Genomic DNA, 23067 nt, shown 5'->3' on the forward strand with positions numbered 1-23067 from the left:
AGACGGCTTGGCGTGGCCGACAGATTTTTAGACACCTGAGAAAAGGCATGCGGCTGTTTAGCTCAGATGCAGGGATCACAGCACCATGGCTTACCCGGTCACTTGCCGCCGGCGAGGTCGAAGGCGGGGACCATGTCTCCTTTCGCGCGGAACAGCCGCTCCAGTTCCGCCAGATCCGGGCAGACCGGGACGGACTGCAGAAAGGCCGGGTCCATCTCGGTATTGGGGAGCGCGATGACCGCTGCGGCGAGCAGCGTCGTCCCCGCCTCGATCTGGCCGCGGAGTTGGGGAAGAAGCGTCTTTGCGTGAATGAGATTGGTATTGGCGATCGGGCTCATGGCATGGCCCTCCCGCCTGAAGGCAGGTGAGAGGTCGATGATTGCACTTGTGTCGGTTCGGCCGTGCCAAACGGCGAAACCTTCGCCCCGGCTGGCGAAGTCGGCCTGGAAATCCGCCTGTTCGATGGTAAAGCCGCCCTCCGTCGTTTGCAGGGCACGGGGCGTGACAATGCGGTGGATGCGGAGATGCCAGGGATTGGCCGGCACCAGCCAGGTCTCCACAGTGACATCGCTCCAGGGCTTCCAGCGGGAATAGAGCCTGTCGCCGGCGATCAGCGCCTGCTCGAGCGTCTCGCGCATGCGGAAATGCACGCCGTTGTCGGAAAGGCCCAGCATGCCGTCAAAACTTGCCGCCGCGAAATGCCGGTCGTTGGCCTCGATGTTGAAGGCGTAGCGCGTGGAATAGACGAATTTCGAGTACTTCTCGTTGGCGCCGCGCATCTTGTCGTGCTGCTGGCCGGAGGCGAGGACAACGATGTTGCCGGGCGTATGCATGGCGACCATGCCGGGTTCCTTGAGTGGTACAGGATCCGCAAAGGAGGGTGCTGGCGCTTCTTGCGCCAGCCAGAACGGATGGTCGGCGGGCAGAGCCAGGGGCAGAAAGAATTTCAGCGCCCAATAGGGCGAGCAGGCAGAGTTGTAGCTCTCGCTCATCAGGAGATTGGGATAACCGTAGCCGATCGACAGAACCCCGTCGCGGTCGGCGATCGGAAGCTTCGACCACCAGCGGATATGGCGCATGTAGTAGCCCTTGATCTCGGCCCAGGGCAGGGCCTCGACGCCGGCAAACGCCAATGCGCCCCAGAAGCCGCCTGCCGCAAACCGGTATGTCTGGCTGCGCCCGAAGGCGAGCGCGGCACCATCCGGACCGAACCAGTGGCGGATATCCTGTGCAAAGACACGGGCACGTTCGCGATAGGCATCACCCCGCGCAGTATCGGCCTTCGCCAGCACCGTATAGATCAGCGCATAAAAATGCAGGGCGAAGGGGATATAGTGATCGACGCGCTTGACCGGCCCGTCGCGATACCAGCCTTCGCCGAGCCGGAAGGCCTCGGTCTCGTCGAGATATTTCTCCGTCATGGATCGGTCGAAGCTTATGCCGACGCGTGTCAGGCCGAGATCGATGAGAACCCGGAAGAATTTCCAGTTGTTGTCGATGAATTCCTTGTCGCGGGCCGACAAAAGATAGGCTGCGACGGTTCTCTTCTCTCCCTCGCCAAGTGGATTCCAGATGTGTTCGGGAACCATGGCAAGCGCAAAACCCACCGCCGCCAGTTCCACCTGACGCTGGTCGCGGTCGGAAATGTCGCCCCAATATTCCGGATGAGACGGATCGGTGCCGTTTGCGAGGCCGCGGCGGTAGAGGTCCCAATGCGGGAAATCATGGCCTCCGGCTGCGAGCGGTACGATCCCCCAGAGCGGTCGGGCAAAACCTTCAAGATCAGCCGCAGCGCGATCGAAATGCGCGCCGGTCGCACTCAGGCGGACCCGTGCGCCGCCTTCGGAAAAATAGGGAAGAAGCGGTTTGAAGAGATCCAGCACCGCCTTGCCAAGATCATCTCGGGAAAGAAGAGGGTTCCCCCAAAGGGGATTGGCTCGGACTGGGTCGTAGATCACGGGCAAACCATTTATTTATCGAAAGAGGGACCCGCGGAGGACGTGGCCTCCGCGGGTCGGGCTGTTACTTGATGGCCTTCACGCCGTCGGTCATTTCCTTCAGGCCGTCGTCGATGGAGATGTTGTCGGTCATGATCGAGTCATGCGCACGGTTGAGAACAACCTCGATCTTCGCCGCATTCGGATTGACGGCCATCTCCAGGAAGGACTTGCCGGACTGCAGCGCGTCCTTGCTCGCCTGATCCTGGGGGAAGCCGGGCAGGGATGCGATCTTGGCGGTGACTTCCGGCGTACGGACGGTCGGGATCGTGCCGGTGCCGGCGATGATGGCCGCACCTTCCGGGCCGGTGACGAACTTGATGAAGTCGAGCACCTCGGCCTTGTGAGCGGAGTTGGTGTTGACCGCAAGACCGGAAATCTGCGCTGCGGTTGTGCCTGCTACGACGCCGTCCGGATGCGGGAACTTGACGATCCCCCAGTTCTTGCTCTTGGATTCGCCGGAAGCGACCTTGGCGATCTGGGTGCCGACGAACCAGGTACCCATCGGCAGCATGCCGATCGTGCCGTTGAAGAACAGCGCCGAATAGTGGGTATTGGAGGTCTTCAGCGACGCATAGGACGGAACGACGCCGGCCTTCTGCAGAGCAAGCGCGCGCTCATACCACGGCTTCAGGAAGGCGTAATCCGGCCCCGCCAGCGTCTTTTTGCCGTCGAGGATGCCCGGAAGCTGGACCGTGGAGCGCCATGTATGGAAGAGTGCCCCGTAGGTCTTGTTCGCGCCCATGCCGCCGGCGAGTTTTGTGGCGATCTGGTCGAACTGCGCCCAGGTCATGTCGTTGGTCGGGTAGGTAACCCCGGCCTTGTCGAAAATGTCCTTGTTGTAATAGACGACCCAGAAATCCGAACGGAACGGCAGGGCATAGATCTTGCCGTCGATCTTGAGTTCGTCGACGAGGCCGCCGAATGACGCGGGGTCGATCTTCTGTTCCGTCATGAAGCCCGAGAGGTCCGAGATCGAGCCGGCGCGAACGAGGTTCGTGTAGTTCGGAACGTCCTTGACGGTGACGATGTCGATATCCTTGGAGCCGCCGGCGAGCTGCGTGGCGATCATCTGCTGGTAGTCCTGCGAACCGAGGTCCACTGATTCGAACTTAACGTTCGGATTCTTGGCCTGGTATGCCGCTATGAGCGGCTTGTAATAAGCCACCTTGTCCCAATCCCACAGCGCCCATTTGAGCGTCACGGCATTGCCCGACTGTGCGTATGCCGATCCTGCGATCGACGTCGCCATGGCGAGACCCGCCATCGCGAACCTCACCGATCTCCCGAATTTCCCCAAATACATTTCCGTTCTCCTTCCCTGAAGTGTCTCTGGATTAGATATGTTTAGCGTCACCAGCCTGTGGTTCGCGATGCGCCTGTATTGCCATTGGCAGGGCTAGAACCATGACCGCTGCCCGATGGACGCCGAATGTGACGGCGAACATTCCGAGTGAAAAGTTGAGGGTGGCCGGCATGAACACGGACACCGGATAAAAGACGATATGCGCGAGCCAGAGCGCGGTCACGAATGCGAGCGCGCCGAGCGCCGGCAGCGGACGGACGACCGATGCGATGGCTGCCAACCGCAGCAGCACTGGCGCCGAAAGATCGCGCATCACCATCAGCACGACGAGGTGGCAGGCCACCACGACGATGAAAACCGTTGCGATCAGCGCGATCGTCAGCGGCAGGGCCAGGACGAGATTGTCTTTGGCGGCCGCCGCATAGGTGATTAGCGAATAGACGCCGAGTCCGATGGCAAGGGTGAAGGCCAGCCCCCATGCGGTCGCACGCCAGAAATATCGGAAAAACGCTTCGGCGAAATCCCGCAGGAGATAGGTGTTGCGGTCTTCGAGGAAGGCGACCGAAATGCGGGCGGTCGCAGCGATTGCAGCGGGGATGGTGACGACGAAGAGTGCGGCCAGAATGAACAGGATGTTCAATTTGACCATCTCCCACCACTCGCGCGCGAACGTGTCGGCGAAAAGGGCAAGACCGGTCTTCTTCGGCGCATTCTTTGGAATGCCCGGTCCCTCCTTCGTCCACATGTTGCGCAGCCACTGCATGGCCGTTTCCTCCCGCTCGCCTAATAAAGGATCGAGCGCTCCGTTTGCCTGTCGAACAACTGCATATTGGTCGTGTCGGCGACCAGCTTGACCTCGTCGCCGATCGCGCCCTTGAACCGGGGCGACACGCGCGCGATCAAGCTGCGTCCTCCCGCGATGATATTGAGATGGATTTCCGAGCCCATCGGTTCGGCGAGTTCCATGACGGCGCCGAAGGGCGCCAGGTTTTCCGGCGCGATATCGGCCGGCGGCAATTCGTGGAAATTCTCGGGCCGTATGCCGACGATCAGCTCGCGGCCTTCGTAGGGGGCGATGCGGCTTTTGTCGAAATGCGCCGGCAATGGCAGTTCCCGCCCGTCGAACGCGGCAAAATATCTGTCGCCGCGCCGCTCGATCACGGATGGCATCATGTTCATCTGCGGTGCGCCGATGAAGCCGGCGACGAACATGTTGACCGGCCGATCGTAGAGGTTCTGCGGCGTGTCAACCTGCTGGATATGCCCGTCCTTCATCACCACGATGCGATCCGCCATGGTCATCGCCTCGATCTGGTCGTGGGTGACGTAGATGAAGGTGGCATGCAGACGCTTGTGCAGCTTGGTGATCTCGGCGCGCATGGTGCCGCGAAGCTTGGCGTCGAGATTGGAGAGCGGTTCGTCCAGCAGGAAGACTGCCGGATTGCGCACCATGGCACGCCCGAGCGCGACGCGCTGGCGCTGGCCGCCGGACAGAGCCTTCGGCTTGCGGTTGAGAAGGTGCGTGATGTCGAGGATTTTTGCGGCGTCCTGAACCTGGCTGTCGATGAAATCCCGGGACACTTTCCGAAGCTGCAGGCCGAAAGCCATGTTCTTGTAGACGGTCATATGCGGATAAAGCGCATAGTTCTGGAAGACCATGGCGATGTCGCGGTCCTTCGACGGCACATCGTTCATCAGGTCGCCGCCGATCTGAAGCTCGCCGCCGGAGATCTCTTCCAGCCCGGCGATCATCCGGAGCGTCGTCGATTTGCCGCAACCCGAAGGCCCGACGAGAATGATGAATTCCTTGTCGGCGATCTCCAGATCGATGTCATGGACAACGGTGAGGGCGCCATAGGACTTGTTCAGTTTTTTCAGTGAAATGCTGGCCATCGGATTCTCTCACCAATAGGAAGACCAGGCGCGCGAGAGGCGCGTCAGGGCTTCCATGTAATAATAGTCGCCCCAGGAGACGCACTCGTCGACGCCTTCGCCGCGGCAGGTGTTGTAGGGCGATTTTTTCGAATAGGTTCCGTTAAGGACAAGGCCGTTGGACATGGCCGGGTCCTTGACCGCGTAGTGCTCGGTAAGGCTTTTCATCATGCGCCGCGCCAGCTCGCGATAACGCGCGGCGACATCGGCCTCGACAAGGTCGGCCATTTCGAGCAGTCCGCAGGCGACGATCGAGGCCGACGAACTATCGCGCGGCTCGCCATCTCCGTCGGAAAATACCAGGTCCCAGTAAGGCACCAAGTCGGCCGGCAGCTTTTTCAGATAGAAATCGAGAAGCCGGTCGAACGTGTCACGATACTCGTCGATCGGTTCGTAGCGATAGGAAAGGGCCATTCCGGCAATGCCCCAGGCCTGCCCGCGCGCCCAGAAGCTGTCGTCCTTGTAGCCCTGTTTCGTCGCGCCACGCACGGGCGCACCGGTAACCGGATCCATGTAGAACGTATGATAGGTGGAATTGTCCGGCCTGACCGAATTTGCCAGCGTCGTGCGGGCATGGATGAGCGCGATGTCGCGGTATTTCGCATCACCCGTCTCGCGGCTTGCCCAATAGAGCAACGGCAGGTTCAGCAGGCAGTCGATGATATATCTGTATTCGTCCGCGACACCCTTGCGGCCCCAGGCCTGGATGAACTGGCCGATCGGCTGGAAGCGCTCGATAAGCTGGTCCGCGGCCAGGATGGCGGCCTTGCGCCCGTCCTCATCGCCCACCAGCTTCCACGCCGCGATGCAGGAGGGCGAATAGAGAAAGCCCATGTCGTGGTGGTCGGTCTCGATGCGGTTCTCGATCCGGCGCAGGAAGCTCTGCACCTGGATCTGCGCCGCATGCTGAAAAACCTTGTCGCCCGTATGCTCGAACGCCAGCCAGATTTCTCCCGGCCAGAAACCGGCGGTCCACTGGGTATTCTCGACGGCGGGATAAAAATTGCCGACACTGGAATGGTTCTGGCACGCGTAGGTGAAGGCCGGCAGATTGCGCCGGATCTGGGCGACGGCGAGATCGAGCGCCGCCTTGACCTCGGCATCGGTGATCGGTTGGGGAGCGATCTGCGTTACAGCATTCATGACATTAACCCTTGAGGCCCGACGAGGCGACGCCTTCGACGAAGAAGCGCTGCAGCGACAGGAAGACGATCAAAACGGGAATGAGGGCGACGACCGATGCCGCCATGATCAGCCCGTATTCGGCGGAATATTGCGAGATGAACATGCGCAGGCCGATCTGGATCGTCTTCAGCTCCGTCTTGGTCAGGTAGATCATCGGACCGAGAAAGTCGTTCCAGGTGGTGACGAAAGTGAAGATGGTCAGCGTCGAAAGTGCGGGCTTCGACAGCGGCAGCATGATGCGCGCCCAGATCTGATATTCGTTCATGCCGTCGATGCGCGCCGCTTCGCAAAGCTCCGTCGGGATCGACATGTAGAACTGCCGCATGAGGAAAACGCCGAAAGCGGTGAAGGCCTGCAGGCAGATCAGCGCCAGATGGGTGTTGTTCAAGCCGAATTCGCGCATCAGCAGGAACTGCGGCACCATGTAGACCTGCCAGGGCATGGCAATGGTCGCGATATAGCCAAGGAAAAGCGTGTTCTTGTAGGGGAAATCGAGCTTGGCAAAGGCATAGGCCGCAAAACTCGACGTCAGCAGCTGAAGCAGGGTGACGATGATCGTCAGCTTCGATGTGTTGTAGATGAACAGCCCGAGCGGGATCTTCGTCCAGATGTCCACGTAGTTCTGCCACTGCGGTTGCGACGGAATCCACTCGATCGGGAATACGAAGACGTCGCGGCTGAGCTTCAGCGAAGCTGACAGCATCCAGGCGAAAGGCATCAGCATCACGGCGGTGATGACGATGACCGTCGCATAGACTGCAATGCTCTTGGCGGTGACCTTGCGACCGGCAATCTTCACGGATCAATCCTCCCTCTGTCGGCGGAACTGGACGACCGTGACCGCCAGTACGAGAAAGAAAAGAACGAGCGCAATCATGCTGGAGTAACCGAGGTCCCAGGAAATGAAGGCTTCGTTGTAGATGTGATAAACGAGGACCAGCGTCGAGGTGCCGGGGCCGCCCTGGGTGATCATGTAGATCTGATCGAAGACCTTGAACGACTGGATGGTCAGCATGACCGTGACGAAGAAGGTGGTCGGTCCGAGCTGCGGCACGGTGACATAGAGAAATTTCTGCCACGAGCTGGCGCCATCGAGATCAGCCGCCTCGTAGAGTTCGGAATTGATGCCCTGCAGCCCAGCGAGATAGATGACCATGTAATAACCCATGCTCTTCCAGACGCCGAAGAGGATGACTGTCACCATCGCCCAATGCCGGTCGGCTGCCCAGCCCGGCATGTCCTTGGGGTCCAGGCCAAGCGTATAGAGGATCATGTTCACCGGCCCCATTTCGGGATTGAAGATCATGTTCCAAACCACGGCGACGGCCACGAGCGAGGCGACGTAGGGAAAGAACATCGCGGTGCGGAAGAAGTCGCGCCCGAAGATCTTCTGGTTCAGCAGGATCGCCAGACCGAGCGCACAGGCGAGCGTCGCGGGAACCGATACGACCGTATAGATGATCGTGTTCCAGAATGCGGCAATGAAGACCTTGTCTTCGAACAGCCGCCAGAAATTGTCGAGACCGGCGAAGGTGATCGCATTCGAGCCGTCCCAGTGCATGAACGCCAGCACGAAGGCGAACAAGATCGGGCCGAGCGTGAAGACGGCAAAACCGAGGAAATTCGGGGCGATGAAGGAGTAGGCGACCAGCGCGCTCTGTATCTTGCGCCGGCGGCGCGACAACACCTTGCTCGACGGCCGGGACGCTACCGGCGCATCACCTGCGGCGATGGTCGAATTCGATATGGACACTTTATCCCTCCTCGAACCAGGATGCTCCGATCGACGCCCAAGGGCTATCCACGGCTCGCCATCGTGTCACGAGCGTGCCGCCTCCCTACCGAGGGGATAGCACATCTCTCACATTGGTCAAACAAATTTATGGATAAATCATATGAATTCTGTAGTCATCTTAAAATACGTATGATAGGTGGCGAATGAGGTCGTTTATCGGTCGCATGGAGGAAGGTTGATGTTCAGCGAGATCGCCGGGTCGTTGCCGCCGGTTTTGGCGGACTTCATGCCCGGCGCGCCGATCGGCAACCGGGCCGCCTGGGATGCCGTATCGGATGATATGCGCTCCGCGGTCATCCGGGATGCGGAGGCGGCGCTTGGCCGGCCGTGGTCGATAATCAAGGCGTCTGACTATCGCGAATATTCGCTGAACGGGAACCGCTCGCGCTTTGAAGCGCTGTATTTTTCGCGGCGACGGATGTTGAACGACCTAGTTCTCGCCGAGCTTCTCGAGGGCACGGGGCGTTTCATCGATGCGATCATCGACGGTGTCTTCCTGATCTGTGAGGAAAGCGGCTGGCAGCTACCGGCCCACAACGCGTACGAACGAGGCGGGCAGCGGTTTGCATTGCCGGATGCGGAGCAGCCGGTCATCGATCTGTTTGCTGCGGAGACCGCTGCCCTGCTGGCAACCGTGGCAGCTCTCATGAAAGATCGGCTCGACGAGGTCAGCCCGCAGATCGTCGCCCGGATCGAGCGGGAAATCCGGGTGCGCATATTGTCGCCCTATCTCGACCGGCATTTCTGGTGGATGGGCAACGGCACTGAACGAATGAACAACTGGACGGCGTGGATAACGCAGAACGTCCTGCTTTCGACCTTTGCCCTGAAGACGGAACAGGACCTGCGGCGGCAGATCGTCGGGAAAGCCCTTTCCAGCCTGGATGCCTTCATCAAGGATTACGCGGAGGACGGGGCCTGCGAGGAGGGAGTGGTCTATTATCGCCATGCGGCGCTTTGTATGGCCGGAGCGATGGCCATCCTCGACAAGGTTGCGCCGGCTTCCATGACACCGCTCTGGAAGGCTCCAAAAATCCGCAGCATGGCGGAATATATCGTCAACATGCATGTCGCCGGTCGCCGGTATTTCAATTTTGCCGATTCCGCCGCGGTCATAGAGCCGTGTACCGTGCGCGAATATTTGTTCGGCAGGGCCGTTGGGTCTGATGTCTTGGCGGCATTTGCCGCGCGCGACCGGCTGTCGTCGGAGCATAAACATCTGCCGGAGGAGTGGAACCTCTGGTACCGCGTGCAGGAACTGCTGGTAACGCCGGCAATCGGTGGACAACCGAAGCCGGCAGGCGATGTGTTCTATCCGGGAATTGGCCTGTTCGTTGCCCGCGACGACCACTTTGCGCTCGCCGTCAAAGGCGGCAACAACGGCGAAAGCCATAACCACAACGATGTCGGCAGCTTGACGGTCTATAAGGACGGCAAGCCGTTCCTGATCGACATTGGCGTCGAAACCTACACGGCAAAAACATTCTCTTCCGAGCGGTATGACATCTGGACCATGCAGTCCGGCTTCCACAACCTGCCGACTTTTGGCGATATCGGCCAGGCACATGGCGCGGATTTTTCGGCGCGGAATGTCCAGGCCGAGTTCGCCGAAAAAGAGGCGCGGATATCGCTGGACATAACGTCCGCCTATCCGGTCGAGGCCCGCGTCCAATCCTACCGGCGAACCGTCACGCTTCGGCGCGGGCAGGAGATCGAGGTCGTGGATATCCACGAGGGTGGCCTGCCGGCGGTGCTTTCTCTGATGACCTGCGTCGAGCCGTTCATCGGCCGTGCCGTTCATTTCGACGGTCTCGGCCGCATTGACCTTGAAGGAGCCGGCGAGATCGAGGTCGATGCAATCGATATCGACGATGCCCGCCTGCGTCTCTCCTGGCCCCCAAGAATTTATCGACTGCGCATCCCCTTTGCCGGGACCTGCCTGAAACTGCGGATCGTCTGAGGAGGACGAGCATGGAACTGACACTGAAAGTCGTGGATGTGGCGGGCGAGGTTCGCGCCAGGGCAACGGGCACGGACGAGGCGTATCTCGTTTATCGCGATAGCTACAATGAAGGCGATCAGGTTGTCGTCGAAGCGTCCGCGCCGGGGTATCTCGTGCTCGCCCTCGACGACGCGATGACGCCCGCGATCGTCTATATGAAGGGGCCGACCTATGCGCTCGCGGTCCCCTTCGGTTCCAAGCGCGTTCCCTATTCTCCGCGGGCCTTCGACGGCAAGATTCATAGATTATGCGTGCGCAAGGCGCGGCCGGACGAAATCGCGGCACGTCGGAACCTGGCATTCAATCCATGGGATGACCACGCCAATGCTTCCGTGTTCCCACACGCCAAGGCGAATGTGGAGACGCGCGGGGAGGCGGTCTTCGCCGCGCGCAACGCCATAGACGGCGAAAAGGCGAACGACGATCATGGCTTCTGGCCCTACACGAGCTGGGGGATCAATCGCGATCCCGAGGCGACGCTGACGCTCGATTTCGGCCGGCCGGTGAAAATCGACGAAATCGTCCTCTACCTGCGAGCGGACTTTCCGCACGACGCCTGGTGGGAAAAAGTAAGCGTCACCTTTTCCAACGCCGAGACCGCATGTTTCTCGCTGGTCAAGACGGGGGCGGCTCAGTGTTTCCCGGTAAGGGAGCAGACCGTGGAATGGATCAGACTGCACAGCCTGATCAAGGCCGACGACCCGTCGCCCTTTCCGGCGCTGACCCAGATCGAAGTCTGGGGACGCGAGGCGGATTATGTGAATTAGCGGCGAAGGTTGCTCCCTATGATCGGTCGCGTAAAGCCTTGATCTACGGAGATGAAATGCAGATCAGGTGGCTGACGATCGGTGCCGATGATGGCCCCGCCCTGGTTGCGAGTAAAGTCAGGCGCAGGCGAGCATCGGATCGATGCACATGAGAGAAAGTGCGCTCCCCTCCCCTGGACGTCCATCGGCGTTGCAGCGTGAGGAGGCCGGCGTGCAAGTGAGAAGGCCGCGTTGGATGCCGGAGCATCCGCCCCACTCGGTCCACGATAATTTCGGGAGGCAGGCGGAATGGCCTCTGCTTCTTTGCCAAACGGTCTCGCCACAGCCCTCATCTAGCCGGAACCAATATCCCGACTGGAGCTGGTGTCCTCTTTGAGACGGTGATGCCCGCTTATTTCTCTGTTCCCGCTGGCTTTGAAAATCGTACGCCAGCACCTCCACCGTTTTCGGCGATGAACTCGAGGCCCGCATCCTGGAAGACAGATCGAAGCGCGTCAATTGTCGATTGTTTGAGTTCCGCGCCGGTTTCGAAGCGAACGACGGTGTTAGTGGAGACACCGGCTAATTTTGCTAGGTCAGCAATAGCTAATCCAAGGGCTGCACGAGCCATCCTGCATTGAACCGGCAGCATTAAAATCGCCTATTTTAGGCGAATATTGTTGATCCGCCACGATTACACGATATAGTTGGGGCCTGCATTGATGCAGTCGGCCAAAGGAAATGCGGTAACATCCCCTCTGGCCTGACCACAATCTAGCTGTTTGGAGCTTGGATCATGGCTGATTCTGAGAATAGCAGAACTTTGTCTGCAATCACCCGCCGAAAATCACCTGCGCCGTACCCGGGGGCGATGCTCACGGACGTCGTTTTGATCGGAGGCGGTTCCAATGGCCTCCTCCGGGAATAAGGATGTCTCCCCCGAGACCATGCGCAGAAACTTTCTGTCCCGTGCTGCGGCTTCGATCGCAGCCGCGCCCGCCCCGGCAGGTGCGGTGGTGGGGACGGAGAGATCGGAGCAAGGCGATCCGGTGGTATCACTTTGGAGAGATTGGATGGTTGCCCATAGGCTCTGCGGAGAAGCCTGCCGCCGGCAGCAAAAGCTTGAAACGGAGTTAATTCGAGAATTCGGTAGTTTCCCCCGCGCCAAAGTCCCACTCTCCGAAGACTGTGGTTTCATATGGGCCTATTCCGGTCGGGAGATCGACCGTCTTTTGCCGAACACTGATCAGGATGAAATGCGGCGGCAAGCAAGGGCCGCGTTGGCGGCAAGCCGGAGCGAATGGAAGAAGGCGGACAGGCGGGTCGGATATACCCGGGCGAAAAAAGCAGAGGAGGAAATCGCAGATGTCGAGGAGGCTTTGGCAAAGGAATTGTGGAGTGCGGTGCCTCAATCTGTCGCCGGCGTCGCGGTGAGGCTGCATTCACTCCTGGAAACGGAGGATCCACGCTCTGCCCTAGAGGAAGCGCCGTGGCCGGAACTGCGGATGATCCTTGCCGATCTTGTGCGGGTTTGTGCAGGTCCGCCTGCGATGCAAGTAAAAGAATAAATAAGAGGGGGAAGATGACCCGGACCGGTTTCAGGCCTTAGAGGCGAGCCGCTCGTCGTCTGGTCGGGCCTCTGGCGCGTCAGTGATGAGCGAGGCACCAACACATCCCTGAGGGGCGGACGAAAGCCGACTGGCGCAGGGCGATCTCAGATGCTCGGCGCTCCTTCGATTCCAGACGCCTTCGAGCTTGAGCTTGGCGAAGGCGGATGATTTGCGGGAGCCGTTCGGCCCACCGAGGATAATGCACGACAGTTCCGGCATGAAGCGATTACTGCCTCATGGAAGCATGCGCCGGTTCTTCGTATTTCTGTTCCGCCCGATCCTTGGCCTCGGTTTCGAGATCCTTGGCAGAGATCGGCAGACCGAGGAGACGGCTCTCGGCAAGAGCTTCCCGACCGATCTGCATCAGGACTTCGTAGCGTCACCAGCATCCCTTGTCGAGGATGTTGATCCAGCCACGGCCGTCTTCGGTTAGGTCGCGGCCGCAGTCGAGCTCGACGATCTCCGAACGGCGTAGGCCGCCGGCAAAGCCGATCAGCAGCATGGCCCGGTCACGTAAGCCGCCCCATCACGTGCACCAAAGCTCATCGATCCACCGAAAGCCATCGCTATCGTCAGCATGGTCGGCGCCATTCCGGACCTGTTGTCATAGGCCACCGCATCGATGACCGCGAAGACCGATCTTTTCCAGCAATTGGTTCAAAGCCGGCTTATTGGATGGAAATGGATGGATTAATGGATGCCGTTGTGCCATACCCTTTGTGGATGGAAATGGATGGACTAATGGATGCCGGCGCTCGATCTATTCAAACTGCGCATCACGCCCGAAATCCTGTCGCTGATCGCCGAGATTGACGAGTTCAAAGGCGCCTGGCGAGCGTTGGGACGGATCGCGCCCGACCGACTGTCCAGCCTGCGCCGGGTTGCAACGATCGAGAGCATCGGATCGTCAACCCGTATCGAGGGAGCAAAACTGAACGACCGCGAGGTCGAGAGGCTACTCTCGAATCTGCGCATCGGCTTTTTCACCAGCCGTGACGAACAGGAAGTCGCAGGCTATGCCGAGGTGACGGAAACTATCTTTTCCGCTTTCGAAGAGATCTCCCTGAACGAAAACCATATCCGCCAACTCCATCGGGACCTGCTCATTCACTCGACCAAGGATGAGCGGCATCGGGGAAGTTGGAAGACGCTCTCCAACAATGTCGAAGCGTTCGACGAAGACGGCCATAGCCTTGGCATCGTCTTTACGACGGCATCGCCTTTCGATACGCCGGGCCGGATGGCCGACCTGATGGCCTGGCAACAGGCTCAGGAGAAGGATGGTACGTTTCATCCGTTGCTCATCGTGGCGGTTTTTGTCGTCGTTTTTCTGGAGATCCATCCATTTCAGGACGGCAATGGCCGGCTCTCGCGCGCCTTGACCACCTTGCTCCTGCTTCGGGCCGGTTATTCCTATGTGCCCTATAGCTCCCTCGAAAGCGTCATCGAGCAAAACAAGGAAGCGTATTATCTTGCTCTGCGACGGACACAGGGCACGATCCAAACCGATGAGCAGGATTGGAATCCGTGGGTCGAGTTCTTCCTGCGAAGCCTGCAGCGGCAGAAACAGCAGCTGGAGCGCAAGATCGAACGCGAGCGCATCCTTCTTGGTGATCTGCCGGAGCTGTCCATCGCAATTCTCGAATTGGCCCGCGAGCGTGGAAGAGTGACCGTGATGGACGCGGCCAAGGCCACAGGTGCAAGCAGAAATACCGTCAAGGATCATCTGCGCGCATTAAACGAGCAGGGACATCTAACCCTTCATGGAGCGGGCCGCGGTACCTGGTACGGCCTGAGCTGACCAAGAAAATGAATGGCGGACCGCCAGTGAGCTGAAATTGGCGTTAACGGGACCCCGGGGTGCGGTCCGATCGTCCCCCGGCCTTCGCTACTGCCATCGAGGCTGTGAATCAGCGTCGATGGTTGACCCCTATGATCGGTCCCGTAGAGCCTTGATCTACTGAGATGAAATGCAGATCGGGTGTGGTCACGATCGTCGCCGATGATGTCTCCGCCCTCGTTGCGAGTTTGCAAGTGAAGTCAGGCGCTTGCCGCATTTTCAAACGGTCAACCTTCGGTGCTGTTCACAGCGGATTGGGCCCCGAAAGCCGGGTCGGCCATGCGGCTGGCCTACTGGAGCATCAGCTTGAAAACGCTTTGAAATCCCTCAGTACATCCCGATAGCGGATCTGGCTTCCTCTCAGGTGGTCTCGCATGGCATTGCGCGCCGCCTCCTCGTTGCGATCCGAGATCGCCACGACGATCGCTTCATGTTCCGTATGGATCATGCGGCGGTAGGCGGTCTGTTCACCGGACCGTTCGCCGGGCGTCGCCCGCGATTGCGGAATGGCCGCAGTGCCGTGAAATTCCAGATGTTGCCGGAATAGCGGGTTGTTCGTGGCGTCGGCGATGGCAAAATGCAGCGCAAAATCCGCCTCACGGATCGATTCGTTCTGCTCGATGCATTGCAGAATATGCCGATGACAATCGAAAATTGCTTCTTCCTGCGCCGGAGACCGGCGCATCGCCGCCAGCCCGGCAGCTTCGATCTCCAGCGGAGCCCGCACCTCGAGCACCTCCAGGTCGGACGATACGCGCGCCCGGTCGATTTTTCGGCCGGAAGGGGCGGGGGCCTCCTGGCTGAGCACGTAAATTCCGGCGCCCTGCCTCACTTCGACAAGCCCGTCCGATCTGAGAGCCGCGACCGCTTCCCGGACCACCGTACGGCTTACGCCGTGGGTTTCCGTCAGTTCGACTTCGCTTGGGAGTTTGTCGCCGGGCGAATATTGACCGCTGGCAATTGCGGTCCGAAGACTTTCCCCGACCCGTGACACCAGCGACCCCGGTCCCTTGTTCCGATCCTTGATCTGGGTTGTCACGCTCAATCCCCGCTGCAACGACGCGACGCGTCTGCGCCGTATTCATCACACGTGTATGACAAATTCAGGCTCATATCAATGCGGGAGTGAATTCCATTTGTCTTTAGAGACATCGATCAGCGCCGAGGGAGGTCGAAAACAAAAGCTGGACGCTTAAATTCGTCTGCTATATTTCGTCAATATGGCGAATGTCAAAAATTGGTATGATGACATCGATCCACCGAATTCCGACCTGTCGGCATTTTTTCGAGCATGGAAACCGGCGTGCAAACGAGTGACGAGATGCGGACACATCAAGACGTTTCCGAATCCGAGATGGATCGGGAAGCCAGGCTGCAATTCCTCCCCTGGGAGCGCAGGCCTGCGGATATCCAAGGCGATCCTCAAAAGAGGCTGAAGGAAAAACTGGCGCGGTCCGCCGGGGCGCAGATCGCAGACAGCGCTTACATCGCAAGCGACGCCCGCATTTTCACATCATCGCTGATCCTCGGCGATCGTTCCTGGATTGCGGGGCACGCGCTCGTGCGTGGAGACGTGGAAATCGGCTCCAATTGTTCGGTCAACCCATACGCATGCATCTCCGGAAAGGTCCGGTGCGGAAACGGCGTGCGTATTGCGTCGCTGGTGTCGATCGTCGGCTTCAATCACGGCTTCGACAATCCGAACGTACCGATCAACGATCAGCCTCACGAGACACTCGGGATTACGATCGGCGATGATGTGTGGATCGGTGCCAATGCGGTCATCCTTGACGGCGTGACGATCGGGAGGGGTGCCGTTATCGCCGCCGGGGCCGTTGTAACCAAGGACATTCCAGATCTGGCGATCGCGGCGGGGGTGCCGGCCAAAGTCGTGCGCCGTCGTGGGGAAACGACAGCCGCTGGAAAATCGCGTCGTGCGGAGGTGAAGCAGGCGCTGCTGCGGATCAGCAAGGTGGCGGAAGCTGAGTGGCGGGATGTGCGGGAACAGCATCTGACACCGGACGGCTATCTGTCGATGGACGCCGACGGCATCGCGCGCATGAGCGTCAGGCATGAATGCGATGCGATCGAGATCGCCGCCGGTTTTGGAGAACAGCCTTCGGGGAATGAGGCGAAGGCGATCATCGCTCGTCTGCAGGCGTTACAGGACCCAGCGACCGGCTTTTTCCCCGATCCGTTTCGGTCCCCTGGTCCTGCGAAGAACATCCGCGATGATTCTCCTTCTCTCTATAACGTGCTGGCGGTCGGTTATGCGCTGGAGATACTCGGCGCCCATCCGTCTCACCCGATCTCCGGCGTCGAAATGGATGCCGTTGCGCTATGCGACTGGCTGGAAGCCTTGCCCTGGAGCACCCGCGCATGGTGGTGCGGCGACCGGGTGGACGCTATCGCCACTGCGCTCTATTTCAACGCGCGGTATTTCAGGAGCGGCAGGGGTAAGGAAATCCTCTTTGGCTGGCTGACGACCCGTGCGGATCGTTCGACCGGGTTATGGGGAAAACCGACCGCGGAACAAGGGCTGCTGCAACCGGTCAACGGCTTTTATCGCCTCACCCGTGGAGCCCATGCCCAGTTCGGCATTCCTGTTCCTTTTCCCGAAGCCGCGATCAACTCCGTTATTTTGCATTACCGAAACAATGGTGGTTTTTCCGGCCCAACCTATACGGCCTGCAATCTGCTCGACACGGTCCATCCGCTTTGGCTGTGCCTCAAACAAACGGATTTCATGCGCAGCCACGCGGAAACCGTGGCCGAGGACATTATCCTGCATTCGCCGGACCGGTGGCAGCCGAAACGAGGTTTTGCCTTCGCCGACGGTCAGGCAGGAAGCTTGCAGGGTACCGAGATGTGGCTTTCGGCGCTGCACCTTGCTGCGGACCTGTTGGGCATTGCCGAGCAATTCGCTTTCGTTCCAAAGGGGGTGCATCGGACGCGGCCGGCGGGAATGGGGCTGTAGCCATCTGAAGCGCCATTGCCGCTCGTTAACGGAACCGCGGTGGTCGCGGCGGAGAGTTCGAGTGGATCTCATGGGCAGGGGCGTGCTTTCCCAGCAGCCTCAGCATCTTCCTCTCGTCTTCCGGCCTCATCCCATTCTTGCGGCAGTGTTCTGCGACGTCGTGATCGCGCGGCCCAGGGATCCTGACCTGTCGATTGCTGTCCTTTTTCATGGCCGTTTCCTCCTGGCTACCCAACATTCCGAACCCGAAAATGTTCGTTAGGAATGGCTAAAATTCAATCCAATGAAAGCAGCCAACTCGACTTGTCGCGGGGGAGGAGGAACGTTGCGCGCGCCCTACGGTCTCGGAGACGTAATACCGGTCATCGCAGCCGGCGTGACCAAGAAAAAAGCCCCTCTGCAGAACAGAAGGGCCTTTTTCATTTCAACGCCAGTCCCGGCGATCGCGCCAGTAACCTCGGCCTTCCCAGCGCGGCGGTCCCCGGTCGTCCCATCGATCACGACGGTCCCACCGATGGCCATAATAGCGCGGTGGCGGTGGCGGGCGCCAGTGGTTGGGGCGGCAATCGCCCCACGGGTTCATGTGGTAACCACGGCCGCAAGCCCAATCGACTTTTTCGGCGATTGGCTTCGCGGGGACGACAATGTCGCCAATCGGCATGGCGTTTGCCGCGCCGCCGAACAGACAAGCTGCGGCCAGACTGGCCGCCAAGATAATCCTGCGCATCGGTTTCCTCCAGAGTGCACACGGTGACAGATTGCGGCAGGGTCGTTGAACCGTTGCTGAAGTCCGTATTCATCTGTGCTTCAGCTTCTCTGTGGTCGCTTCCGCGCCGCCTTAAGCTCAAACGCCTTGGAGAAGATCCGCTATCTTAGCCCGCTTCAGCGATCACGTGAGCGGTCCCGGCCGTAGTCGCGAGAGTCGGAATCGTATGAGGAGTTTCCTCGTTGCAGCCGGTCCAGCACCTGCAGGAGAAGATCCGCGCAATCCTTCGTCGGTTCGCCGTCGGCACAACGCAGGTCGATCGTGGTCCGGCCGTTCTCGATGCGGAACCGCGCTCCCCGCTCCCGCGGCGGCGAACGGTCTGCCATGGGTGCCATCCGCCATTCGTTTCCGTCCCTGTCTGCGTCAAGTTCTCGAGTGACAGGCGACGGCGCCTTCGGGGAGCGATCCGCCTCGGCCGGCGGTGGTGTGCCCGGAGACGCGTTGGGCGTCTCCTGCGCTGACGTGAGGTTAGCCGACAGCGAAAGAACGGCTGCGGCCGTGATGACCAGAAGTTTCATGTCGTGACCTCCGATTGCGGATGGCCAACAACAATCACCGGCTTGGTTTGTTCCAGACGCCCTTGGAACAGAGAAGCTGCAAAGCTTCGAACATCATCAGATGTCGGCATAGCTGTCTTGGGGCCCCGGTTCCAATGCCTTCACACGATCAGACCCTTTGCCGCCTGAACGCTTTCCGAGCCGGGGAAAACCACGTCGCGGAGATGGTTGGCGTTCGCGCCGAGGAGATCGCTTGCGACACCCTTGATGATCGCCCGGATGTCGGTGGTTGGCGCAAGGTCGCGGCCGTCGCGCAACTGCGCTTCCTTCAATCCGGGCCAGTCGGTGATGACCCGGCCGCCGCGGATCGCGCCGCCGGCCAGAAAGGCCGTCGTGCCCGTGCCGTGGTCGGTGCCCTCGGTTCCGTTGATGCGGGCCGTGCGGCCGAACTCCGTCGCGACCAGGATCGCGGTATCCTTCCAGACCGGGCCGAGTTCCTGCTCGAACGCGGCAAGCGAGTTGTCGAGGCCGGTCAGCAATTTTGCCAGCCGATCGGTTTCCTGAGCGTGGGTATCCCATCCTTCGAAAGCCAGAGCCGCGACGCGGGGGCCTTCAGGATGAGCAATCAGCCGGGCAGCGCCTCTTGCCATCTGTTCCATGCCGTTCGGGTCTCCCGGACCTCCGCGCGCCTTGATGTCGATGCCGGAAGCGATTTTCCCGGTGTCGATCCCTTCCTGGAGAAGGCGGGCGAGAACCGGATCCTTCTGTCCGTAGAGATCGGCCAGACGGGGAGCGAGATCGCCGTCGGCCGGTTTCAGGATGGAAGGCGCCCAACCGAGCACCGGCGCCTTGCCGCGGATGAGAAGTGCCGCAGTCGTTCCGACCGATAGCCCCCGCACGCGTTCGGTGGCGCCTGGCGCCACCCTTTCACCCGCCGGCAATCCTTCGAGCAATCTATTGAGCCAGCCGGTTTCAACATGGCCCGGCGACGGAAAGCCGGACTCGAGGACGTCCTGCCCGTCGAAATGCGAGCGGTCCCTGTAGGCGGTTGCACTGGCATGCACGACGGCCGCCTGCCCCGCACGGAAAAGACGCTGAAAATTGCGCATTGAGGGATGCAGGGCGAAGAAGCCGTCAAGCGGCAGTGCCGGATTGGCGCCATCAATCCGCATGGCGCTCTGTTGCCTCAACGCTTCATAGTCGGGATCGCCGATCGGCGGGACCGCCGTCAGGCCATCCAGCGCACCACGCAGGATGATCGTCACGAAACGCGGGTCTCGCCCTCCGGCGGCATGTGCGAAGCGGGGCATGAAGGCCCAGGCGAAGAGCGCGCCGGAAGCGCCCAGAACGGCACGACGGGTCGGGGAAATATGTTCGCACAACATGATCAACGCCTCTGAAATTCGGGGGAAAGGAATGCGATCGACAGGCCCTGCGCCTTGGTTTCGGCCCGGGCCACCGCCTGCAGCGTTTCGGCAGAAAGAAGCGGTCCCAACCGGTCCTTGACGAACTCTCTGGGATCCGTTGTCCCGCTCGCCTGATGGGCGAAAATGCTGGCGGCGTCGATCCGGGTGGCAAGACCTTCAGACGAAGCCCAGCCATCCGTGACATCCGAGAAACCGTTCGGGCCGGAAGGGTTCCAGAAGGGCTGGCCGAGTGCGTTGAGGGTGGACATGATCTGCTCTGGTTTTGGCCTGAGACCTGTTGCCCGGATCATCGCCACCACGTAGTCGAGCGGCGGTCGCATCTTGGACAATTCAGGGTTCCAGGCTTCCTCGCTGTCGATCAGCGCCTTGTAGACGGCAGAAAGGTCGCCGTGTGTCTTCGTGTAAGCCGCAGCGACTTTGCGGACGATACCGGCCGGTGGCTCGTCCGCGACGAAATGCCGAACGAGCTTGAAGGCGATGTGTTTGGCCGTGGCTGGGTGGCGGGCCAGGTCGCGAAGTGCGGAACGCCCCTGTTCCACGCCGTCCTCGGCATAGGTCATCCCCATCACCGGATGGTCGCCGGGCTCGTGCGCAGAGCTATTGAAGACGAAACTGCCCATCGGGCCGGGACGTTTTTCATCGCGGTAGATCGTCCAGCCGGTGATGATACGCGCAAGCGATGTCACGTCCGCCTGATCGTAACCGCCATTTACCCCCAGCGTGTGCAACTCCATGATCTCGCGGGCGAGGTTTTCGTTGAGCCCACGTTTTCCGTTCTTGTTGGCCTGCGAATTCGGGCCGATCGATTGATGGTTATCGAGGAAATACAGCATGGCCGGATGGCTCTCGACCGCAAGCAGCATGTCTTCGAAGCGGCCGAAGACATGCGGGCGTATCGCTTCGCGTTCGAAGGCTCCGGCCATGATATGCACGTCGCCGCCCTTGCCGGTGGCAATTGCGAAATGGTTTGCCCAAAACATCGCGAGCCGTTCGCCGAAACCGATCAACGGCTGGTGTATCGTGCCGTTGAACCGGGCATCAGCCTCGGCAATGAGGATCTGCTGGGGAAGATACGGGCGTTTCGAAGCCGGTGTTGCTTTCTTATCCGGTTGCGAGGATGGAGCTGCCATCGCCCCCGGATCCATCATGCCGCCGGTGGGGCGGGTTGCCTCCATGGCGTTGCCGGCGGCTGTTGCGACCGGCTGCGGACCGGGCATTGGCGCCGCGGCAGGACGGTCGCGCTCGGCCTGAATTTCCTTGTTGTACTCGATCAGGGACATCAGCAGATCGGCGCTGGAACGCAGTGCCGGCCCGACGGGCGTCGGCGTATAACATTCAACCACCTCCTGCCGCAGAAGATCGCGGGGGTCGTCCTTGATCGCCTGCAGATCGCCTTCGCGCGCGCCGAGGCCAAAGCGCCAAAGTGTCAGGGCGGCGTCAATGTCTTTGGAATTGGCCATAACCGATACGAACTCCGTTTCGTCATAGGCTCTTTAACGGCGGCAGGCGGCAAATCCGTCGCTTTCCAAATGCGGTCATTTCGTGGCTGGACGGGGAGCCTCGCGGGCCAGCAGCCCCTCGGCCAGCCGCCGGCGGGCTTCGAGAGGCAGTCCCTGCGCAAATTCCACGGCCCGGTCTTCGGTGGCGGCGCGCACGGCAATCTCCGCCCGGCGCGCGCGGTCCAGCGCACTTGCCAGAGCCTTTGCGTCGAGTTCCGGTTCGCCCATCAGCGCGGCAGCCTCTATACGGGCCTGGCGCGCTTCCAGTGAAGTCTGGCGTACCGTGCGGCGAGCATCGTTCATGGCGCGTTGAAAGGCCTCCCGATCATCCTTGGAGAGTTGCTCGCCAGCGAGCGGCATTCGGGTAACGGCGGGCGGCGGGTCTGTCCTCAGATAGACCAGCCCGGCACCTGCAAGCGCACAGATGAGGAACGTGTTGAGCGCAAGCAGTGAAATCACCAGCCTTCTGAATTGGATGTCGGTCATGGTGCCTCCTGCGTCCACTCACTGTCGGACTGCAATTCGCCGAACGCGGTCATGGTGCCGTTCAGGGAAAGAGCAGGCGGGGGCGTGACGACGACGACCGCGACGGCGCCCGTCAGGCCGCCGGCAAGCCCGACCCCGATCAATCCGGCGCTGATCGCCCAGCGACGCAATCTCGTCCTCCTGGCGAGCCATGTTTCGCCATCGGCGAGAATGCCGGCCGTCAGGCGGGTTGAAGGCGAGGGCGACTGCAGACGGGATAAGACCGCGTCGAGCTGATCGGCATCCGTCATCAGCACGCGGCCTTCCTCGGTTTCCATGAAAGAGACCGCGCCATCCCTGACAGTGTCGGGCCAACGATGGGGGCTCGATCCATAGGCATCGATCAGGGCCCGAAAGGCTTCGCGATCGATCGAAGGTGCTTTTTTCTCGGTCATGTCATTTCTCCGTTCAAGATCACCCGTAACGTTCGGCGTCCCCTTGCCAGCAAGCTCTCGAGCGCATCGACCTTGATTTGCATCACGTCCGCCGCATCGCGATTGGACATGTCCTGATAATACACCAGAATGATCGCTTCCCGCTGGCGTGGCGCCAGGCTTTGCAGTGCGCGCTGCACCGTTTCGCCATCCCGGTCGTCGGACAACAATCCGGCGTCGGGCAACGGGCCATGGTCAACCATCTCCGGAGCCTCCGCGACGAGGATATCCCTTCGGCGGCGAAGTCGGTCGTAGCATAAGTTGAGCACGACCCGATGAGCCCAGGTGTCAAACTTCGCTCTTCCCTGTCGCCAGCCACCTGCATGTTTCCATATGCGTAGAAAAGTTTCCTGAGCGACATCTTCCGCCTCGCCCTTGTCGCCCAGCATGCGCGTCGCGACCAGCAATATTCTTGGCAGTTTTGCCGCCACCATCTTGCGCATCGCCTGGGGGTCGCCCGAAGCTATGCCTTCGACCAGGTCTGCATCAGGGTCGTCCATCATCAGTCCGATTCTTTACGGTCGATCAG

General features: G+C 60.4%; 23 protein-coding genes and 1 pseudogene. 5 read left to right on the top strand and 19 right to left on the bottom strand.

Annotated elements, in window-relative coordinates; translation table 11 throughout:
- Window positions 1–98 precede the first annotated feature (98 nt).
- The 7 genes from ACZ9IU_RS24235 to ACZ9IU_RS24265 form a co-directional block, all read right to left on the bottom strand.
- Entirely contained in the window at window positions 99–1958 is a 1860-nt protein-coding gene (locus ACZ9IU_RS24235; RefSeq protein WP_040125913.1) for a DUF2264 domain-containing protein, read from the bottom strand.
- A 64-nt stretch (window positions 1959–2022) separates the two neighbouring features.
- Window positions 2023–3303, bottom strand: coding sequence for an ABC transporter substrate-binding protein (locus ACZ9IU_RS24240; RefSeq protein WP_040125536.1), 1281 nt, complete (start codon window positions 3301–3303; stop codon window positions 2023–2025).
- A gap of 31 nt (window positions 3304–3334) precedes the next feature.
- A complete protein-coding gene (locus tag ACZ9IU_RS24245; protein WP_040125535.1) occupies window positions 3335–4066 on the bottom strand; it encodes a DUF624 domain-containing protein in 732 nt (243 codons plus the stop codon).
- Between the two features lie 20 nt (window positions 4067–4086).
- Window positions 4087–5196, bottom strand: coding sequence for an ABC transporter ATP-binding protein (locus ACZ9IU_RS24250; protein WP_040125534.1), 1110 nt, complete (start codon window positions 5194–5196; stop codon window positions 4087–4089).
- Window positions 5197–5205: 9 nt separating this feature from the next.
- On the bottom strand, window positions 5206–6378 hold the full coding sequence (locus tag ACZ9IU_RS24255; RefSeq protein ID WP_040125533.1) for a glycoside hydrolase family 88 protein: 1173 nt from the start codon (window positions 6376–6378) through the stop codon (window positions 5206–5208).
- Between the two features lie 4 nt (window positions 6379–6382).
- Window positions 6383–7219 carry a carbohydrate ABC transporter permease gene (locus ACZ9IU_RS24260; protein WP_040125532.1) on the bottom strand — a complete coding sequence of 279 codons (837 nt, stop codon included), beginning with the start codon at window positions 7217–7219 and terminating at the stop codon, window positions 6383–6385.
- A 3-nt stretch (window positions 7220–7222) separates the two neighbouring features.
- On the bottom strand, window positions 7223–8173 hold the full coding sequence (locus ACZ9IU_RS24265) for a carbohydrate ABC transporter permease (RefSeq protein ID WP_040125531.1): 951 nt from the start codon (window positions 8171–8173) through the stop codon (window positions 7223–7225).
- Between the two features lie 220 nt (window positions 8174–8393).
- Between ACZ9IU_RS24265 and ACZ9IU_RS24270 the strand changes: the two genes are divergently transcribed.
- The gene (locus tag ACZ9IU_RS24270; protein WP_040125530.1) at window positions 8394–10175 is read left to right on the top strand and encodes a heparinase II/III domain-containing protein; all 1782 of its coding nucleotides are present in this window, start codon (window positions 8394–8396) and stop codon (window positions 10173–10175) included.
- A gap of 11 nt (window positions 10176–10186) precedes the next feature.
- The gene (locus ACZ9IU_RS24275) at window positions 10187–10984 is read left to right on the top strand and encodes a discoidin domain-containing protein (protein WP_040125529.1); all 798 of its coding nucleotides are present in this window, start codon (window positions 10187–10189) and stop codon (window positions 10982–10984) included.
- Window positions 10985–11375: 391 nt separating this feature from the next.
- Here ACZ9IU_RS24275 and ACZ9IU_RS24280 read toward each other — a convergent pair whose 3' ends face one another.
- On the bottom strand, window positions 11376–11615 hold the full coding sequence (locus ACZ9IU_RS24280; RefSeq protein WP_080719386.1) for a helix-turn-helix domain-containing protein: 240 nt from the start codon (window positions 11613–11615) through the stop codon (window positions 11376–11378).
- 421 nt (window positions 11616–12036) lie between these two features.
- On the opposite strand from ACZ9IU_RS24280, the gene ACZ9IU_RS24285 reads away from it, so the two are divergent.
- Window positions 12037–12531: a hypothetical protein gene (locus tag ACZ9IU_RS24285; RefSeq protein ID WP_157885342.1), complete on the top strand. Its 495-nt coding sequence runs from the start codon at window positions 12037–12039 to the stop codon at window positions 12529–12531.
- Window positions 12532–12799: 268 nt separating this feature from the next.
- Here ACZ9IU_RS24285 and ACZ9IU_RS24290 read toward each other — a convergent pair whose 3' ends face one another.
- Both ACZ9IU_RS24290 and ACZ9IU_RS24295 read right to left on the bottom strand, forming a co-directional pair.
- Window positions 12800–12937 (bottom strand): hypothetical protein, encoded by a 138-nt coding sequence (locus ACZ9IU_RS24290; protein WP_173426782.1) that lies wholly within the window; start codon window positions 12935–12937, stop codon window positions 12800–12802.
- Between the two features lie 24 nt (window positions 12938–12961).
- A pseudogene (locus tag ACZ9IU_RS24295) lies at window positions 12962–13093 on the bottom strand (integrase); the annotation flags it as partial.
- Window positions 13094–13318: 225 nt separating this feature from the next.
- On the opposite strand from ACZ9IU_RS24295, the gene ACZ9IU_RS24300 reads away from it, so the two are divergent.
- Window positions 13319–14374, top strand: coding sequence for a Fic family protein (locus ACZ9IU_RS24300; protein WP_040125528.1), 1056 nt, complete (start codon window positions 13319–13321; stop codon window positions 14372–14374).
- Window positions 14375–14714: 340 nt separating this feature from the next.
- Here the strand turns inward: ACZ9IU_RS24300 and ACZ9IU_RS24305 are convergent, their stop codons facing one another.
- A complete protein-coding gene (locus tag ACZ9IU_RS24305) occupies window positions 14715–15452 on the bottom strand; it encodes a FadR/GntR family transcriptional regulator (protein WP_080719407.1) in 738 nt (245 codons plus the stop codon).
- Window positions 15453–15704: 252 nt separating this feature from the next.
- Here ACZ9IU_RS24305 and ACZ9IU_RS24310 point away from each other — a divergent pair, with 252 nt between their 5' ends.
- Entirely contained in the window at window positions 15705–17390 is a 1686-nt protein-coding gene (locus ACZ9IU_RS24310; RefSeq protein ID WP_477490369.1) for an acyltransferase, read from the top strand.
- A gap of 25 nt (window positions 17391–17415) precedes the next feature.
- Here the strand turns inward: ACZ9IU_RS24310 and ACZ9IU_RS24315 are convergent, their stop codons facing one another.
- The 8 genes from ACZ9IU_RS24315 to ACZ9IU_RS24350 all read right to left on the bottom strand — a co-directional run bounded on the left by ACZ9IU_RS24315 (window position 17416) and on the right by ACZ9IU_RS24350 (window position 23041).
- On the bottom strand, window positions 17416–17601 hold the full coding sequence (locus ACZ9IU_RS24315) for a hypothetical protein (protein WP_040125526.1): 186 nt from the start codon (window positions 17599–17601) through the stop codon (window positions 17416–17418).
- Window positions 17602–17814: 213 nt separating this feature from the next.
- Window positions 17815–18117 (bottom strand): GCG_CRPN prefix-to-repeats domain-containing protein, encoded by a 303-nt coding sequence (locus tag ACZ9IU_RS24320; protein WP_080719385.1) that lies wholly within the window; start codon window positions 18115–18117, stop codon window positions 17815–17817.
- 155 nt (window positions 18118–18272) lie between these two features.
- Window positions 18273–18674 (bottom strand): hypothetical protein, encoded by a 402-nt coding sequence (locus ACZ9IU_RS24325; protein ID WP_040125524.1) that lies wholly within the window; start codon window positions 18672–18674, stop codon window positions 18273–18275.
- Window positions 18675–18814: 140 nt separating this feature from the next.
- Window positions 18815–20038 carry a DUF1501 domain-containing protein gene (locus tag ACZ9IU_RS24330; protein WP_040125523.1) on the bottom strand — a complete coding sequence of 408 codons (1224 nt, stop codon included), beginning with the start codon at window positions 20036–20038 and terminating at the stop codon, window positions 18815–18817.
- Window positions 20039–20040: 2 nt separating this feature from the next.
- Window positions 20041–21540 (bottom strand): DUF1800 domain-containing protein, encoded by a 1500-nt coding sequence (locus ACZ9IU_RS24335; RefSeq protein ID WP_040125522.1) that lies wholly within the window; start codon window positions 21538–21540, stop codon window positions 20041–20043.
- A 75-nt stretch (window positions 21541–21615) separates the two neighbouring features.
- Window positions 21616–22065 carry a periplasmic heavy metal sensor gene (locus ACZ9IU_RS24340; protein ID WP_040125521.1) on the bottom strand — a complete coding sequence of 150 codons (450 nt, stop codon included), beginning with the start codon at window positions 22063–22065 and terminating at the stop codon, window positions 21616–21618.
- Window positions 22062–22499: a hypothetical protein gene (locus ACZ9IU_RS24345; protein ID WP_040125520.1), complete on the bottom strand. Its 438-nt coding sequence runs from the start codon at window positions 22497–22499 to the stop codon at window positions 22062–22064. The genes ACZ9IU_RS24340 and ACZ9IU_RS24345 overlap by 4 nt, the downstream gene beginning before the upstream one ends.
- The gene (locus ACZ9IU_RS24350) at window positions 22496–23041 is read right to left on the bottom strand and encodes an RNA polymerase sigma factor (protein ID WP_040125519.1); all 546 of its coding nucleotides are present in this window, start codon (window positions 23039–23041) and stop codon (window positions 22496–22498) included. The genes ACZ9IU_RS24345 and ACZ9IU_RS24350 overlap by 4 nt, the downstream gene beginning before the upstream one ends.
- Window positions 23042–23067: the final 26 nt, after the last annotated feature.

The organism is Mesorhizobium sp. USDA 4132 (assembly GCF_056279545.1).

What these genes read in the sequence shown, in the direction of transcription:
- ACZ9IU_RS24240 (WP_040125536.1), bottom strand. Translation starts at nt 3,303, where the DNA reads ATGTATTTGGGGAAATTCGGGAGATCGGTGAGGTTCGCGATGGCGGGT.
- ACZ9IU_RS24245 (WP_040125535.1), bottom strand. Translation starts at nt 4,066, where the DNA reads ATGCAGTGGCTGCGCAACATGTGGACGAAGGAGGGACCGGGCATTCCA.
- ACZ9IU_RS24250 (WP_040125534.1), bottom strand. Translation starts at nt 5,196, where the DNA reads ATGGCCAGCATTTCACTGAAAAAACTGAACAAGTCCTATGGCGCCCTC.
- ACZ9IU_RS24255 (WP_040125533.1), bottom strand. Translation starts at nt 6,378, where the DNA reads ATGAATGCTGTAACGCAGATCGCTCCCCAACCGATCACCGATGCCGAG.
- ACZ9IU_RS24270 (WP_040125530.1), top strand. Translation starts at nt 8,394, where the DNA reads ATGTTCAGCGAGATCGCCGGGTCGTTGCCGCCGGTTTTGGCGGACTTC.
- ACZ9IU_RS24275 (WP_040125529.1), top strand. Translation starts at nt 10,187, where the DNA reads ATGGAACTGACACTGAAAGTCGTGGATGTGGCGGGCGAGGTTCGCGCC.
- ACZ9IU_RS24280 (WP_080719386.1), bottom strand. Translation starts at nt 11,615, where the DNA reads ATGCTGCCGGTTCAATGCAGGATGGCTCGTGCAGCCCTTGGATTAGCT.
- ACZ9IU_RS24285 (WP_157885342.1), top strand. Translation starts at nt 12,037, where the DNA reads ATGGTTGCCCATAGGCTCTGCGGAGAAGCCTGCCGCCGGCAGCAAAAG.
- ACZ9IU_RS24290 (WP_173426782.1), bottom strand. Translation starts at nt 12,937, where the DNA reads ATGCAGATCGGTCGGGAAGCTCTTGCCGAGAGCCGTCTCCTCGGTCTG.
- ACZ9IU_RS24300 (WP_040125528.1), top strand. Translation starts at nt 13,319, where the DNA reads ATGCCGGCGCTCGATCTATTCAAACTGCGCATCACGCCCGAAATCCTG.
- ACZ9IU_RS24310 (WP_477490369.1), top strand. Translation starts at nt 15,705, where the DNA reads ATGGAAACCGGCGTGCAAACGAGTGACGAGATGCGGACACATCAAGAC.
- ACZ9IU_RS24315 (WP_040125526.1), bottom strand. Translation starts at nt 17,601, where the DNA reads ATGAAAAAGGACAGCAATCGACAGGTCAGGATCCCTGGGCCGCGCGAT.
- ACZ9IU_RS24320 (WP_080719385.1), bottom strand. Translation starts at nt 18,117, where the DNA reads ATGCGCAGGATTATCTTGGCGGCCAGTCTGGCCGCAGCTTGTCTGTTC.
- ACZ9IU_RS24325 (WP_040125524.1), bottom strand. Translation starts at nt 18,674, where the DNA reads ATGAAACTTCTGGTCATCACGGCCGCAGCCGTTCTTTCGCTGTCGGCT.
- ACZ9IU_RS24330 (WP_040125523.1), bottom strand. Translation starts at nt 20,038, where the DNA reads ATGTTGTGCGAACATATTTCCCCGACCCGTCGTGCCGTTCTGGGCGCT.
- ACZ9IU_RS24335 (WP_040125522.1), bottom strand. Translation starts at nt 21,540, where the DNA reads ATGGCCAATTCCAAAGACATTGACGCCGCCCTGACACTTTGGCGCTTT.
- ACZ9IU_RS24340 (WP_040125521.1), bottom strand. Translation starts at nt 22,065, where the DNA reads ATGACCGACATCCAATTCAGAAGGCTGGTGATTTCACTGCTTGCGCTC.
- ACZ9IU_RS24345 (WP_040125520.1), bottom strand. Translation starts at nt 22,499, where the DNA reads ATGACCGAGAAAAAAGCACCTTCGATCGATCGCGAAGCCTTTCGGGCC.
- ACZ9IU_RS24350 (WP_040125519.1), bottom strand. Translation starts at nt 23,041, where the DNA reads ATGATGGACGACCCTGATGCAGACCTGGTCGAAGGCATAGCTTCGGGC.